Origin of the sequence: Oceanobacillus jeddahensis (assembly GCF_000750635.1) — a bacterium.
GTDB classification, from domain to species: domain Bacteria; phylum Bacillota; class Bacilli; order Bacillales; family Amphibacillaceae; genus Oceanobacillus; species Oceanobacillus jeddahense.
On record NZ_CCDM010000001.1, the window covers coordinates 1,102,433 to 1,119,053 of the forward strand.

The 16,621-nt window shown below is 37.1% G+C and carries 13 protein-coding genes; 11 read left to right on the plus strand and 2 right to left on the minus strand.

The features are described from left to right. Positions 1–39 precede the first annotated feature (39 nt). Complete coding sequence (locus BN986_RS04845; protein WP_040978527.1) at positions 40–1,638, minus strand: thiamine pyrophosphate-binding protein; 1,599 nt, start codon at positions 1,636–1,638, stop codon at positions 40–42. Between the two features lie 668 nt (positions 1,639–2,306). On the opposite strand from BN986_RS04845, the gene BN986_RS04850 reads away from it, so the two are divergent. The 4 genes from BN986_RS04850 (at position 2,307) to BN986_RS04865 (ending at position 6,672) form a co-directional block, all read left to right on the plus strand. Beyond that, complete coding sequence (locus BN986_RS04850; RefSeq protein ID WP_040978528.1) at positions 2,307–3,299, plus strand: TAXI family TRAP transporter solute-binding subunit; 993 nt, start codon at positions 2,307–2,309, stop codon at positions 3,297–3,299. An 86-nt stretch (positions 3,300–3,385) separates the two neighbouring features. Next, positions 3,386–5,236 (plus strand): TRAP transporter permease, encoded by a 1,851-nt coding sequence (locus BN986_RS04855; RefSeq protein ID WP_052400638.1) that lies wholly within the window; start codon positions 3,386–3,388, stop codon positions 5,234–5,236. Between the two features lie 96 nt (positions 5,237–5,332). Next, positions 5,333–6,388, plus strand: a complete 1,056-nt coding sequence (locus BN986_RS04860; protein ID WP_187378519.1) for an Ldh family oxidoreductase — start codon at positions 5,333–5,335, stop codon at positions 6,386–6,388. Positions 6,389–6,456: 68 nt separating this feature from the next. Next, complete coding sequence (locus tag BN986_RS04865) at positions 6,457–6,672, plus strand: hypothetical protein (RefSeq protein WP_040978531.1); 216 nt, start codon at positions 6,457–6,459, stop codon at positions 6,670–6,672. Between the two features lie 16 nt (positions 6,673–6,688). On the opposite strand, the gene BN986_RS04870 is transcribed toward BN986_RS04865, so the two are convergent. Beyond that, positions 6,689–7,558: a LysR family transcriptional regulator gene (locus tag BN986_RS04870; RefSeq protein ID WP_040978532.1), complete on the minus strand. Its 870-nt coding sequence runs from the start codon at positions 7,556–7,558 to the stop codon at positions 6,689–6,691. Between the two features lie 151 nt (positions 7,559–7,709). Here BN986_RS04870 and tcuA point away from each other — a divergent pair, with 151 nt between their 5' ends. The 7 genes from tcuA (at position 7,710) to BN986_RS04900 (ending at position 16,621) form a co-directional block, all read left to right on the plus strand. Next, positions 7,710–9,209 (plus strand): FAD-dependent tricarballylate dehydrogenase TcuA, encoded by a 1,500-nt coding sequence (tcuA, locus tag BN986_RS04875; protein ID WP_040978533.1) that lies wholly within the window; start codon positions 7,710–7,712, stop codon positions 9,207–9,209. Between the two features lie 92 nt (positions 9,210–9,301). Then, a complete protein-coding gene (locus tag BN986_RS04880; RefSeq protein ID WP_040978534.1) occupies positions 9,302–9,712 on the plus strand; it encodes a transcriptional regulator in 411 nt (136 codons plus the stop codon). Between the two features lie 48 nt (positions 9,713–9,760). Continuing rightward, positions 9,761–9,916, plus strand: a complete 156-nt coding sequence (locus BN986_RS28060; RefSeq protein ID WP_392392255.1) for a sigma 54-interacting transcriptional regulator — start codon at positions 9,761–9,763, stop codon at positions 9,914–9,916. Between the two features lie 50 nt (positions 9,917–9,966). Then, the gene (locus tag BN986_RS04885; RefSeq protein ID WP_052400639.1) at positions 9,967–11,313 is read left to right on the plus strand and encodes an MmgE/PrpD family protein; all 1,347 of its coding nucleotides are present in this window, start codon (positions 9,967–9,969) and stop codon (positions 11,311–11,313) included. A 194-nt stretch (positions 11,314–11,507) separates the two neighbouring features. Next, positions 11,508–12,680 (plus strand): MFS transporter, encoded by a 1,173-nt coding sequence (locus tag BN986_RS04890; RefSeq protein WP_052400640.1) that lies wholly within the window; start codon positions 11,508–11,510, stop codon positions 12,678–12,680. Between the two features lie 778 nt (positions 12,681–13,458). Beyond that, positions 13,459–15,027: a PTS transporter subunit EIIC gene (locus BN986_RS04895; RefSeq protein ID WP_198136780.1), complete on the plus strand. Its 1,569-nt coding sequence runs from the start codon at positions 13,459–13,461 to the stop codon at positions 15,025–15,027. Positions 15,028–15,256: 229 nt separating this feature from the next. Further along, positions 15,257–16,621, plus strand: a complete 1,365-nt coding sequence (locus BN986_RS04900) for a sulfatase family protein (RefSeq protein WP_040978536.1) — start codon at positions 15,257–15,259, stop codon at positions 16,619–16,621.

A 16,621-nucleotide genomic window follows, 5' to 3' on the forward strand; every position in this document is an offset into this window, starting at 1 on the left:
ACCAGTTTGGAGTAAGGATCTGTACTGTTTATTATTTACTTACAGTCCAAATTGAATTGCATACTCTTCAACATTAACAGGGACATGAATAAGGGTTGGAACATTTTGACCTAAAGCGTTCTCGATTGCTTTAGCTAATTCTGAATTAGTAGATACAGCAACACCGTTTGCTCCATATGATTCTGCTAATTTGGTGAAATCAGGATTTGTAATCGTAGTACCAACTGGATCTAAGTTGGTAGCTTCTTGTTTTCGAAGAATCCGATCCAGCTTTCCATCTTTAAATACAATGACGATAATTGGGCAGTTTTGTTCCACCGCAGTTTTTAATTCTGAGCTGACCATGGCAAAACCTCCATCGCCGGTAAAGCATATAACCGGTTTTGCCGGGAAATTCATTTTTGCTGCAATCGCGCCTGGAATACCGAAGCCCATTGTTCCGATTCCATTTGAAACATAATAAGATTTTGGTGAATATGCACTCCAAAGCTGTCCAAGCAACATTTTATGCGATCCTGTATCTGTAACTACGATTGTATCTTCCGGCAGTGTTTCTCGTGCTGTTTGAACTACGCTGCTCGGTGAGAGACCAGCCCCATTTAAAGGTGGTGTCAGTTTTGAAACAAATTCATTTCTGAACTCCTTTACTTCTTTTTCAGACCATTTTTCTGCAGTGCCTGCTGCATCTGCTAAGGTATTTAATATTTTTGGTATATTTCCAATAATTTCAGTGTCTGCAAAGTACACATAGTCAGTGTTTGGAACGCTGTCAATATGTACAACAGGAACATTCACTTCCCACTTTCCGATTAATTCAACTGCATCAAAACCAACAGCAAGAATTAAATCTGTTTGACGAACAAATTCTTTCATTGTTTTCGCCCCAATCATATCTACGGAGCCGATAGAATACACATGACGTTCATCAATAATTCCTTTTGCTTTTGCAGTAGTAGCTACAGGTATTCCCCAATTTTCTGCAAGTTTTGTTAAAGCGTCACTGGAATGATGACGAATGGCAGATGGGCCTACAAGCAAAATTGGATGTTTGCTGTTTTCCAAACGTTTTATTAATGAAGTAGGGTCGCTTAAATCTCCATAAGTCACATTAATGGAGTTCGTTGGTTCGCCAAATTCACCTTCGCATTCTATCGTGCCCTGATCCTTAGGTAAGTCTAAATGTACAGGCCCTGGACGCTCCATCTTTGATACATGAAAAGCACGGCGGATATGTGATGCACCACTGGCGGCATGAAGTGTTGAAGCCCACTTTGTTACAGGTTCAAAAATACTTACTTGATTCAGCAATTGATGATTTGTATTCCCAGCTCCTGTACTAAGTCTTCCAGTAATCGCGATAAGTGGATTTCTATCTAAGTAGGCATGGGATACTCCATTTACAAGGTTAGTTGCACCCGGTCCTAATGTGGATAGCACAATTCCTGGGACACCGGTGATTTCCCCAGTAATAGAAGCCATATAGGCTGCTGACCATTCACTTCTGGGAAGAACAAATTTTATTCCTTCTTTATCAGCTGCTTCCATGATATCTAATGTAGCCCCGCCCGGGTACCCAAAAATATGTTTTACTCCTTCAGTTTTAAATGCTTTGGCCATATACTCGCTTAAGTTTGTCAATAGTTTCTCCTCCTAAAATCATTCAGAATTATATTATCTAGGCTTGTTAACGTTTCCTTATTGTTTGAAAATGATCAGCCTCCTTTTTCATTTTTAATATTTTTCAAAAAATTTGGTGTTGACAATAGGTTACAATATTGTATACAATGTTGTCAACAATATTTCAGATAGAAAATAAAATATTTTGGGACTATTTAAAATTTAAATTGGAAAGTAGATTTTTAAAAGTTTAAAAAAGTGATCTTTCATAGGAGTTATTATTCTATACTTATAAGTACCTCATCATTTGAATCAGTTGAACGTTGAATTATCATGATAAGCATCCCTGTAGCCAAAGAAAAATGATATTGGAAATAAAACAAACAGTTATCGGAATAACGGGTTCATTCCAATTTTAGAAGCATAAGATTTTTTAAATTTTAAGGTCAACTTCGAAAGATTTATATTAATCAAGCTTGGTTTACATATAGACATAGGATTTTTATTTTTGTCTATACGAGCTGAAAATAATAAATTGAAATTTATGTTAGGTGGTGAAAAGGATGAAATTTTAAACTAGTAAAGGGAGGCAGGAAATAGGGGGTTAAAAAATAGATCATTTTATCAAGCTATTTTATTTTCAGTTTTATTTGTAAGCGATTCCAAAAAAATTAGGAGGTTTAATGACTATGAAAAAACATGTGAGTATTTTGTTTATTTTATTGTTCGCGGTAATGACTTTGGTGGCTTGCTCAGACTCAGAATCATCTGCAGAAGGTGAAGTTGACGATTCAGGAGTAACACAAGTGAAAATTGCAACTGCGACAACTTCAGGAGCATATTACCCGATCGGGGGAGTGATGGCGTCAATCCTAAGCCAAGAAATGGATGGGTATAATTTCACCGCTGAAGCTACAGGAGGTTCACAGGAAAATGCCCGTTTACTTGATTCAGAACAAATCCAGTTTGGTTTTTTTGGAGCAGATTCATTTTATGCAGCAGCTAATGGCTTAGGTCACTTTGATGGAAATCCGGTTGAAGATTTAAGAACATTGGCACGTATCTATGGGAATCATGTTCACGTGGTAACGCTTGAAGGCACAGGTATTGAAACAGTGGAAGACCTGGAGGGGAAACGTGTAGCAATTGGAGCGCCGGGATCTGGGACAGCTAACAAAGCGGAGGAAGTGTTAACTGCTCATGGGTTTGATTTAGAAGAAGACATAGACGCGCAATATTTAGATTTTGCTGAGGGTTCTGATGGACTGGCAGATGGAATTGTAGATGCAGTAATTATATCGGTAGGTATTCCATCTGGTAATGTGCAGGAATTGGCAGCTACTCATCATATGAAGCTAGTGAAGTTTTCCGAAGAAGGCACTCAAGCAATATTAGATCAATATCCATATTATTCGGAGGGTGTTATTCCTCAAGATGCCTATGATGGAATGGAAGAAGATATCCCAACAGTTATTGCAGCAAATGAAATAGGAGTCAGTGCTCAATTAGATGAAGATTTTGTCTATGAAGTTACAAAATTATTATTTGAAGATCATCTGGATGAATTTAAAGCTTCTCATAATGCTATGGGCGAACTCGAATTAGAGATGCTTCCGGAGTCCCCTGTACCTTATCATCCTGGAGCTGAAAAGTTTTTTAAAGAAAAAGGATTAATCGAATAATAAAAGGATGGCATGTCCGATCTTTTATCAGGTCGGACATGCATAGATAAATAATGTGAAAAATTTGTTATGGAGGTGCTTTTATTTTGATAAGAAAGCTGACACTAATCGTAAGCTTAGCAATATCTATTTTCACTTTATATACAGCTATCTTCGGTCTGTTAACTCCTGTTTTACAGCGGGGTATTCACGTAGGATTAATTCTGGTGCTGGGATTACTTATTTTCCCTGTAAAAAAAGAAGCCAAAGCATTAAGAATCTTGGACTTTCTGGCTATTTTATTTGTAATCTCCTCAATTATATACCTTTATTTTTCATACGGTACTTTAATGCATAGAATTGGCTATGAGAATATTTGGGACAACCTTTTTGGCGGTCTATTTATCCTTTTGTTATTAGAAATGTGCCGCCGGATAGTAGGGTTGCCTTTAACTATTATCGCAGGAATCTTTTTGTTATATGGATTCTATGGAAATCTGGTACCCGGCTTTTTTGGGCATGAAGGATACGACCTGTCGCGGATGATAACAACCATGTTTTTAACAACAGAGGGGATATTTGGTTCCGCAGTTGGAGCTGCAGCAACGTTTGTAGCTATGTTTATCATTTTTGGTACTTTCCTTGAAAAAAGTGGCGCCAGTCAAGTATTCATTGATCTGGCAACTGTAGTTGGAGGAAAGAAAAGAGGAGGACCGGCTAAAATTGCTGTATTTGCTAGTGCTCTTACTGGAAGTGTAAATGGAAGTCCTGTAGCAAATGTCACTACAACCGGGGTATTTACCATCCCATTAATGCAAAAAGTAGGTTATAAAAAAAATGTAGCCGGAGCTGTAGAAGCAGTGGCATCTACCGGCGGGTCCATATTACCGCCGATTATGGGAGCAGGCGCATTTGTAATGGCGGAACTTACAGGTTTAACTTATACATCAATCGTAGTGGCTGCCATTATCCCTGCTATTTTATATTTTGCATCCATTTATTTTGTAGTGGATTTTGAAGCTGCTAAAAAAAATCTGCGTGGGCTTAAGGAAGAGGATTTGCCAAATTTTAAGGGAACGTTGAAAAAATCCTTTATCTTTGCTATCCCGTTACTTGTTTTGATTATTTCAATTGCCGTATTACAAGTTTCAATAACAAGGGCTGCATTATATTCGATGCTGGCCATTATTATTTTAAGCTTAGTTCGCAGGAAACTGAACTTTAAACTGTTTATTGAAATACTAGAGACTTCTGCGAAAAGAATGTTACTTGTATCAGTGGCATGTGCTACAGCTGGACTGGTTGTAGGGGTTATCACGCTTTCTGGTTTAGGGTTGAAATTAGCAGGGACATTAATGACAGTAGGACAAGATTCTTTGTTATTAACGTTAGTATTGACAGCGGTAGGTGCAATTATTATTGGAATGGGATTGCCGCCTACTCCTTCATACATTATTTTTTCAGTGTTGACAGCTCCTGCCTTAATTGAACTAGGGATTTCTGTCATGGCAGCTCATTTATTTGTGTTCTACTTTACGTGTTTAGCTCCAGTAACTCCGCCGGTAGCACTTGCTGCCTATACAGCTGCCGGGATATCAGATGGAAAACCGATTAACACTGCTTTTAACGCTGGATATTTTGCATTACCTGCATTTTTAGTTCCATTTATGTTTATCTATGGACCGGAATTATTAATGGACGGCAGCACAACGAATATTTTGATTAGTTTCAGTACTGCAGTAATTGGGGTGATTGCATTTGCAGGTGGAATTATTGGCTGGTTTACGAAACCTTTATCATGGTATTTGAGAGTATTGATGTTCGGAGCTGGTTTCGCACTTATTATTCCAAGTACTATTAGCGCTGTAATTGGAATTGCTTTATTGGCATCTGTGGTAATTCTAATTAAATATGTAATTAAAGAGAAAGCAACAGAGGAACATATTATGAATGCATAAGTTTTAGATGAAGTTAGCGTTTAGTATCTATTTATCGCAGTGTAACTAAATATTAAAAATAACATTAAGTAATATAAATGGGGATGGTTTGGAATGATGACAAAGCAAACTATTGCTTATGAAAGGTTAGAAAAGTTTGCAGAGGACGTTTTTCTGAAGGTTGGTCTTGGCGAAGCTGATGCATGGCAAATCGCTAATCATCTTGTTTCAGCAAATTTACGGGGCGTTGATTCCCATGGAGTTACACGTATTCCACTCTATGCAGAAAGACTATTAAATAAAAATATTTCTATGGGCTCAGAAGTAGAACTATTAAATGATGCCCCCTCTTATGCCTGGGTAGATGGAAAAAATAAACATGGAATTTTAGTAGCCCAGCAATCAATGGAACTCGCAGTGAAAAAAGCAAAAGAAAGTGGTATAGCAGTAGTAGGAGTTAAGAATTCTAACCATTTCGGAATGTTAGCCTATTATGGAAAACATGCTATTCAACATGATTGTATAGCTGTTATTACATCCAATGCATCTCCATCAATGCCGCCTTGGGGTGGAAAAGAACGTTTCTTTGGAACCAGTCCAATTTGTTACGCAATACCTGGTGGAGAAGAGATCAGCATTATTGGTGATATGGCTACAAGTGTCGTAGCCAGAGGGAAAATTCGGTTAGCAGCAGCAAATAACGAAAAGATTCCGTCAGGATGGGCAATTAATAAGGAAGGAAAATCAACAGTGAACCCTGATGAGGTACTGGATGGAGGCATGGTATTGCCAATGGCTGGTCCGAAAGGTTATTCACTTGTTGTCTTCATTGAAACTTTATCTTCTATCTTAACAGGGGCAGCATTTGGTCCTTATGTAGGAGGAATTACGGATCCTAAAGAACAAAATATTGGTCATTTTTTTCTTGTCATGCGAGCTGATATTTTTCAGTCTTTAAACAACTTCAAGGCAAGCATGGATCAAATGATTCGAGAGATTAAAAATGTGGAGAAAATGGAAGGGATAGAAGAAATCTTCCTGCCTGGAGAATTAGAAATGAAGATGGAAGAAAAGCGGAAGAAAGAAGGGGTCCCTTTGAGCGAAGAAGTGTATAATCATTTAATACAATTTGGAGAGAAAATCAAAGCAAATACGGAATTGATTCGTAAATAAGTTATCCAGCAAGAAAGTATCTAAATATATAAATAGTGATGGATAAGACGTATTAGAATGTGGAGGGGATGAGGAAGCAGATTAAGTTTAAGATATCTTGGGGCTGGGGCTGGGGCTGGGGCTGCGATTACTCGCCCCACCGAAAACCATTGCGATTACTCGCCCCATCGAAACGCGTTATCGCAACATCTACACAAGCAAATCCTATGCATCAAAAAAACCAACTGATTGAGGTTTCACTTGATATAATGACATGGACAGCAACCCCTTCTGTAGACATTTGACCACAGAAGGGGGTATTTAATTCAGGTCATAAACGTCTTTGATATAATCGATAAAACTGCATGCTACTTTCAAATGTGTCAAATCTTTTTTGTACAAGAGAATGGTTTTCCGAAATAATTTTTCTCCATTGCGGGTTAATGGAATGGTATGTAAATTTTCCTCAGGAGTAAGACATATACCCGGGAATAAACCATATCCGAGTCCCTTTTTTACAAGTTCTTTTGCAGTTTCCAGGCGATCGACTCTCATCGTTTTTTTGGGTGGAATTTTAAAGCACTCTTGCCACCACTGGTTAAAGGTATGGCTTAAGTCTGTTTCTGTTTGGTAATCTATCTGATTTAGTGCTGGTAAATCAGCTATTTCCATTTTGTGTTTGGAAGCTGCATAAAGCGTCTCTTCCCCTAATAACAATTGATCGTACGGCCATCGCCATCCTTGTTCACCTCTTACAATCGCAAGGTGTATTTCTTCTCTATATAGCAGATTCATAACTTCTGAACTCCATCCAGTAAGTAAATGAATCTCTACTTTAGGATGCTTTTTTAAAAATCCTTCCATTAAATCCGGCAGCTGATATCGCGCAAACGTACTTGAAACACCAATCCTCAATGTGCCTTTTATTTCATCATTCATATTAATAATATTGTCTTTTACTTTGCGGAATTCCATCATCATGGTTTTTGCATAATTTATCAGATGCTCTCCCTCCGTTGTGAAAATAATTCCCTTGCTTCCTCGCAAAATAATCGTTGTCTGAAATTCCTTTTCAAGTTGCTTGATCCGGTATGTTAAAGCAGGTTGAGATATATATAGTTTTTGAGCTGTTTTAGTAATCGAGCCCTCTTCCTGCAACATAATTAATAATTCCCAATCTTTTACATTCATCGATGATGTGTCCTTTCCGTTTATATTAGTATCTCAATCATATCAAATTTTTTTATGAGTCTGCATAAAAATATAGTATTTTATTTATGTCTGATAAAATATTAAAATTTAAATATATTAAGAAAATATTATAAATACAGGAGTGAGATAAATGGCAGAAAAAATAAAATATAATGTTGTAGTAGTTGGTGCGGGGAATGCTGCTTTATGTGCGGCGATTTCTGCAAAAGAAAAAGGAGCTGAGGTACTTGTTCTTGAAAAGGCTCCCAAGAAAAAAAGAGGAGGGAATTCTTATTTTACAGACGGAGCTATCCGATTTGCTTTTAATGGTTTAGAAGATTTACGTAAAGTTATTCCTCGTATAACAGACGAGGAAGCAGAAAAAATTGTAATGCCTCCTTATACTAAAGAAATGTATCATGACGATTTGATGGAAGCAACTAAAAAACAATCAGATTCTGCGTTAGCCAGCCATCTGGTCAATGAATCCTATGAAACCATTACATGGATGCACAGTCATAAAATAGATTTTGATTTAATTTATGATAATCAATCATTCGAAAGAAACGGGAAATTCCATTTTTGGGGTGGATTGCCTGTGAAAACTGGAGGAAAAGGAGTCGGATTAATTCAAAAGCTGATCGATCGTGCTGAAGAACTTGGTATTGCGATTTGGTATGATGCGCCTGCTGTTAAAATCCATAAGGATAATGAAGGGGCGATTCATTCGATTGAGGTTGATAAACAAGGGGAGCGAGTGAATGTAGAGACTAAAAGTATTATTTTAGCTTGTGGCAGTTTTGAAGCGAATAAAGAATTGCGGGCAAAGCATATGGGCGAGGAATGGAATTATGCTATTACAAGAGGGACTGAATATAATACCGGAGATGGTTTATCCATGGCCATGGAAGTCGGTGCTCAGCCTTACGGACAGTGGAGCATGGGACATTCGATTGGAACAGATGCGAATGCACCAACAGTAGGCGATTTTAGCAAACCAGGGGATATCTTTAAAAAACATTCCTATCCTCTAGGCATTCTGATGAATAAAGAAGGCAAGCGTTTCGTTGATGAGGGAGCGGACTTTCGTAATTATACCTATGCGAAATATGGTCGCGAAATACTAAAACAGCCAGGCAATATTGCTTATCAGGTTTTTGATGAGCAAGTTCGCGGATTACTTCGTGGAGAATATGACAGGGAGGAGGCTACTTATTATCAGGCAGATTCAATTGAAGAACTAGCAAACAAGCTTGATGTAGATCGGAATCAATTTGTGACAACGATCCAAGAATATAATCAGGCAGTCCAGGATGGAAGCTACGACCCTTCTGTGAAAGACGGAAAAGGAACAGCAGGAGTTACACCACCAAAAACAAACTGGGCGTTAAGAGTGGACAAGAAACCATATTATGCATTTCCGGTAACATGCGGGATTACATTTTGTTTTGGAGGTATCAAAACAAATGCAAAAACAGAAGTTCTTGATAGTAATAATGAACCTATAAAAGGTCTGTTTGCAGCTGGTGAAATGATAGGTGGTATTTTCTATGAAAACTACCCGGGGGGAAGCGGATTAATGTCAGGTGCGGTTTTTGGAAAAACAGCTGGAAAAGTAGCAGCTGAATATCTGCAGAAAACGCTGGTTTAACTATAGGAATGGTTCTCTTGTTAATAAAATACAGGAGAACCTCTCGCTGCTTTTAACTAAAAGGAGCTATATGGAAATGATAGATACAATGTTTGCTTATTGTGAAAGCCGTTGATGTGATTGGGAAAAAAGTAAAGGAACTACCGAATTCTAAGATTAGTACAATTCTTAAAGGAGATGAAACTTATACTTCTAAAGGGAATTTTACACTACAAAATATCAATATAACCTACGAACCTGTAATCTTTGAAGGAAATAGAATCGGTACGGTGGTGACAAGCAGAGAAGTAAGTAAAATCCAACAACTGGAAACAAAAATAAGAAGAGAACTACATACAAAAGGTCTTGTTGCCAAATACACTTTTAATGATATTATCTATCAAAGTCAAGCGCTGAATGATGCTATTCACCTTGCCAACGAATATGCGAATACAGATTCCACCGTATTGATCATTGGAGAAATCCCTCAGCATATTCAGACCCGGTTATTACGAATACTTTAGGAAAAAATAGTGATGAGAGTAGGGGGAGATTGAATAATCCCTGTAGATATACGAATTATTGCTGTTACTAACCGAAACCTTTGGAAGCTGGTAAAAGAGGGGAAATTCAGGCTGGATTTATATTTCAGATTAAGCGTCGTGCATCTGAATATTCCTCCGTTACGTAAAAGAAATGAAGATATTCCTGTATTAGCAGAGAGATAAATCTATTTATCTTTGTAAAATAAGAAAGCTAAAACCGAGGAGGTATTTTGATGGATGACACACAGGTTACACAAAAGCTGGCATACCTTGTATCTTCCGCAAAAGATATTCAATTGGATGAAGAGTTGATCAGCCAGGTTAAAAAGGTGTATCTCGACTATCTGGGTTCTGCTGTTGCTGGCTCTCATACAGACGTCAGTAAACTGGTTTATAATACAATCCTTCAAATGGAAGGGGAAAGTAACTATAACGTTTTTGGGTTTGAGAAGGGCCTATCTATCTCCGACGCAGCATTTGTCAATGGTACAAGCAGCCATAGTCTTGATATAGACGATGGTCATACGGGAGGTTCTATCCATCCTGCTACCGTTGTGTTATCAGCAACTATAGCAGTTGCACAGAAAGTAAGGCCGAATTTTGAAGAATTAACGAAAGCAACGATCATTGGATATGAAGTTTGTTTAAGGATTTCTTCTGCAATACATCCATCATCCAGAGAAAGAGGATTTCATAACACCCCTGTAGCTGGCATATTTGGAGCGGTTGCAGCGGTATGTGTGCTATATGACTTGAGCGAAGAAGAAGTTAAACATGCGATTGGGATTGCAGCTAGTTTTGCCAGCGGATTATTCGCATTTTTGGGAACAGGATCCGAGGTGAAACGGATACACCCAGGAAAGGCAGCTCGGGATGCAGTGCTCGCAGTTGAACTGACAAAAGCAGGATTATCTGGTCCTAAAGCAGTATTGGAAGCGGAAAATGGTGTTTTCCAAGCTTTTGCCGGTCGAGAGATTTTGTGGGAGCGATTAAATAAAAAGGATACAGAACCGTATGAAATCATGAATATATACTTTAAACCGTATCCTTGCTGCAGGCACCTTCATTCGTCTATTGATGCAATATATGAGTTGAAAAGAAAGTACTCTTTTGACGTCGAAGAAATTGCAGCAATTCGGACAGGAGTGAATGACATTACGTATTTACATCGTCATAAAAAATTTCATTCCATGTTAGATGCTCAAATGAGTTTGCCGTATGCAGCTGCTGCAGCTATTGTCTACCCAATCCTGGAAACAAATCATTTCAACTCTGAGTATGCAGATCAATCGGTACTTAGTCTCGCTCAAGTAGTTGAAGTGGAAACGGATGAAGAAGCAAATCATGTCTACCCAGGTGAACGACTTGCAAAAGTAGAAATTTCCTTAAAGGATGGCACGGTTTTGGCGGAAACAGTAAGAAATCCACTGGGCGAGCCAAATAATCCGTTATCCGATGAGAAGATGGCGCAAAAAGTGCTAGCTAATTGTACTCCTGTTATCGGGGAAGAAAAAACAAAGAATCTAATTCATCAAATTGGAGAAATGGAGAAAGGCATTGAATTTCTATATGAAATTTGAACCGTAATTGGTTTGATGCAAGGCTGGAGTTTGTTGCCCCGGTAAAGTGGTCTATATGGATGAACGTATTTTATTTTCTGCCAAGTAAAAAGAAGAAGCAACCTTATAGAAAACAAAGTTTGAAAATAAGGTTCGTTGAAGGGGGGAAGCAGAAAGAAGCGAAGTAAGGGAATAAACTAAAGGAGTCCTGGCATGTGCGATTAGTAATGTTTCTTGGAATTCATCTGTTAGTTACAATCGTATTGAATGGAACACGGCCGGTTGTGTCCTTATATGCGGATGCTGTGGGGGCATCTGTTGCAGAAATTGGCATGCTGGTCTCAGCATACGCTTTTTTGCCAATGCTTTTGGCAATTAAAATAGGAAAGATATTAGATAGGATTGGATCGAAAAAACTGACATTATACGGTGTTATTGGGATGATTATCTCGGTTAGTGCACCGATACTTTTCCCTTCTTACTATGCTTTACTATTTACTCAGTTAATAATGGGCTGCTCTGTCATCTGCTGTTTAATTTCCATGCAAAAAACGATAGGCAACCTAAATGGCAATCGCGATAAATTGATTGCATCTTTTACTTTATTTGGTTCCATTGGTGAATTAATAGGTCCGATAAAGTTCAGTTTTCTATATGAACATTTTGGGATCAGATATACATTTTGCTTCGGTATAATCTTACTATTAATTATAGTATGCATTTTAATGATTTTACCAAAATCATTTTGGGGGAAACCAGAGAAATCAAAACCATCTGAAACCACAAATACGCTATTATTACTAAAAAATAAAAATTTACTTAAAGCTATTATTGTTTCTGGCCTGGTCATCAGTTCAAAAGATTTATTCGTAGCTTATTTTCCCGTATACGGCACATCTGTTGGGTTAAGACCTAGTACAATTGGAATGATTTTATCTATTTGTGCTGCAGCAGCAGTATTAATAAGGTTGCTACAATTTCAATTAGTCCTTTATTTTGGAAGAGGAATATTAATCAGTGCAACCTTGCTCTTTAGCGCAGTCAGTTTTATCCTTATTCCGTTATTTTCTAACGTTTATGCTTTATTATTAATTAGTATACTGCTCGGTCTCGGTTTAGGATTAGGCCAGCCTCTCAGCTTAGTATATGCAATGAATGTCAGTGAGCCGCGCCGTCATGGAGAAGTTCTGGGCCTCAGATTAACATTTAATAGAGTCTCTCAATTTTTATCTCCTTTTCTCTTTGGAGGGTTCGGTTCTGCTTTAGGAATATCCTCTCTTTTTTTCTTTATTGGGATTTTTATGTTTACCGGCACATTTTTTACACGGCTGAAGGAGGATGAACCGTCAAGCGAGAAAAAGGATGAAAACAAAGTTGGGATGAGATAGGAAAGATAAAAATTTTAAAATCTAGTATTAAAAATCCGTTGCAATTAATATTTTTGCAGCGGATTTTTTATGTTAACCAATTAGAGATAACTGTTCCGAATGTAAAGTAGGTTAATGGAAGCTACTCTCTTTTTAGTTTAGAAAACTATTTTTCACATTGGATATTTGTAGCGATAAAAATTTATTTGATGTAATGATTATAATATTGATTTAACAATGTTTTATAGATGATAACGATATAATTCAATATGGTTATTAAGATGAAAAATATAAAAGTTTAATATATTTATAAAAAAATGTATTAACAAATTAATAAGATATTGCTATAATAAAATTTATCACGGAGAATCGCCCGTAAAACTCCCGCCTCCAAACAAAGAGTAAGAATGAATTTATTTAAGCGGGAGATAACGGGCGCTAACTCGCTGAATCACTCAGGCTAATTCAGTGGGAGAATGAAGGAAGCAGACTAAGTTCGCAACGTCCTGGGACTGCGGTTACTCGTCCCACCGGAAACATTTGGGACTGGGACTGCGATTACTCGTCCCATCGGAAAGAGTTGTGCGTCGAAAAAACTCCCACTGAATGAAGTTTCGTTTTATAAAATTTAGTTAGATTATGGTGAAGGGGACTCCCCTTTTAAAATTACATTATGATGAAAACGTTTAATTGTATAAGCCTAAATTAGGGTTATACATAGTTTTATCTTTCTATTCATAATGGGAGAAATAAAGGGGATGTAAATATCATTGTTTTCTAATTTATTGGGGGGAAAATCATGAAGGACAAGTTATTAGGTTTTGGTCAACAACTAGGTAAGGCAATTTTGTTACCGGTTGCAATTTTACCGGTTGCCGGTTTGCTGTTAGGTATTTCTGCAGCATTGTCAGGAGAGGCAGTTATTGAAACATATCCAATACTGGATAATACAATTCTTCAAGCAATTTTAGAAATTATGAATGCAGCTGGTTCCGGGGTGTTTGATGCATTACCATTAATCTTTGCTGTTGGAATTGCGACAGGTCTTTCCAAAGGTGATAAAGGGGCAGCTGCACTAGCAAGTGTTGTTGGTTATTTTGTGCTCATTATTACTGTTAATGCATTGTTATCAGTAACAGGCAATCTTGCTACGGGCGATGTAGATCCAAGAACTTTAGGGCAAGGTTCTCAATTTGGTGTGATGACATTACAGATGGGTGTATTTGGAGGTATTTTAACAGGGATTATTACTGGGATGGTACATAATCGTTTTTATAAAATTAAGCTGCCAGAATTCTTAGCTTTCTTTGGCGGTTCTCGATTCGTTCCGATTATGAATACTTTTGTATTTTTAATTGTTGGTACTGTTATGTACTTTGTCTGGCCGCTAATTGGTAATGCTATCGCAAGTTTTGGTGAATTAGCTGCTGGATTAGGTACGTTAGGTGCTTTCTTATATGGTTTACTTTTACGAACGTTATACTTATTTGGTTTACACCATGTCTTTTACTTGCCATTTTGGACCACAGCTGTTGGTGGTACAGCAGAAGTTGGCGGGCAAGTTTATGAAGGTTTCCAAACCATTTTTCTTGCGCAATTATCTGATCCTGAAACTACAAAGTTCTTTGGAAATATAGCTCTATTTAATAGTGGACGCTATTTTCATTTTATGTTCGGCATGGTTGCAGTTGTGTTTGCGATGTATAAAACAATTCCGAAAGGACCAAAACGTAAAGCAACTGCTGGGTTCCTGTTATCCATTGGTTTAACTTCCTTCATTACAGGGGTTACGGAACCAATTTCATTTGCATTACTTTTTGCTTCTCCAATCTTGTTCATAACTGAGGCGATATTATTTGCATTTTCATTTGTTGTGGCAAGCTTAGCGAATATAACAATTGGATCGACCTTCTCAGCAGGTTTTGTTGAATTCTTATTATTTGGAGTTTTTCAAGGAAATGATAAAACAAACTTTATCTGGGTTCTGATTTTAGGTATTCCAATTGCGATTTTGTATTATTTCGTCTTTAAAGCATTAATATTGAAATTAAATGCAAAAACTCCAGGCCGTGATGATGAAGAAATTACAGAAGAAGAGAAGCAGTTAAGTGCAAATTATGAAGGTGGACAATCAGCTGCTATTATTGAAGGTTTAGGTGGTTTAGATAACATTACAGATATTGATAATTGTGCAACACGACTAAGAGTCAGTGTGAATAAAGCAGATAAAATTAACACAGATATTCTTAAACAAACAGGCGCAATGAATACAGTAGTCCGAGGTAAGAATATTCAAGTTATCTATGGTCCTAAAGTAAACAATATAAGAACAGAGATTGATGAATATATAGAATCTATCAATAAATAAAAGCTTTTAGAAAACAACCAGGAAAAAGAAAGGCGAATAAAGCATGAACTTAACATAGGAAATAGTAAATATGAGTCGTTTCGTTGAGTCAGGTAGCGTATTGGCTTAACTACTTATGGTATTGAATGATCTATACCATCACTTTTTTCACTTTGCTTAAGGATTCGCTTGATTGATTCTTTTTTCTAAGTTATTTGATTTAACAATGAAGTCTAGGAGGAAATAATCTATGAAAAAAAACATCATTTATATCCATACACATGATAGTGGAAGAGTGTTAAGTCCCTATGGATATAATGTCCCAACACCAAGTCTTCTACATTTTGCGGAGGAAGCAACTCTATTTCGCCAAGCTCACTGTGTAGGTCCAACTTGTTCTCCGAGCCGTGCAGGTTTATTAACTGGAATGTACCCACATAGTAATGGGATGTATGGACTTTCTCAAAGAGGGTTTAAATTACATGATTATAATCAACATTTAGTAAATTTCTTAAAAAAAGAAGATTACCATACCGTTCTATGCGGTATTCAACATGAGGCTGGAAAATACACTGACCATGAAGAAGGATCACGCATTATTGGATATGACGAAGATATTTCTACAGAAAATACACAATTTACAGAAGAGGAATATGTAAAGTGGGATTATAATAATGCGCATCGTATACGTAAATGGTTGAAACAAACAGATAAGAAAAAGCCATTTTTCTTATCATACGGTCTATTTGCAACGCATCGTAAATTCCCCCAAGAAGGGTTTCATGATGAAAAATTTGATCAAAAGTTTGTTCTCCCGCCAGATCCACTTCCAGATACAAAAGAAGTGAGGGAGGATTACTCCGATTATTTGAAATCTGCTTCATGGTTTGATCATTCCTTCAAAGTGGTTATCGATGCTATTAAAGAAGAGGGCTTTTATGAAAATTCGATTATCATTTTCACTACGGACCATGGTGTTGCTTTTCCGTTTGGGAAATGTACCTTATATGACACAGGGACAGGAGTTTCTTTAATTATACGAGTTCCGGGTAGCAAGATGAATGGTCAAGAAGTTGATGGATTAGTATCTCAAATTGATATTTTTCCTACATTATGTGATTTGATTGACGTAGAAAAACCCGATTATTTACAAGGAGTTTCTTTTTCTGAAATGTTTCAAGGGGAAGATGTGATCCTTCGTGATGAGGTGTTCAGTGAGATTAATTTCCATACGTCATATGAACCAGCTAGAAGTATTCGTACAAAACGATATAAATATATTCGTTATTATGATGAAGATCATTTAAAAATTAATCGTACAAACATTGATAATTCACCAAGTAAAACATATTACCATGAAAATGAATTAGATCAGGTAACCAAACCAAAAGAAGCACTTTATGATTTACTTTATGATCCAGGTGAACGAAATAATATTGCTGGAAATGAAGAACATCAAACTATATTAATCAACATGCGGGAAAAATTAGCGGAGTATCAAGTAAATACAAATGATCCCATCTTAGAAGGCCATTTTATAGTGCAGCCTGAGTGGAAAGTAAATAAAGCTGAAACATATAATCCTAGTTCAAAGAACCCTGATGACTATTTATAA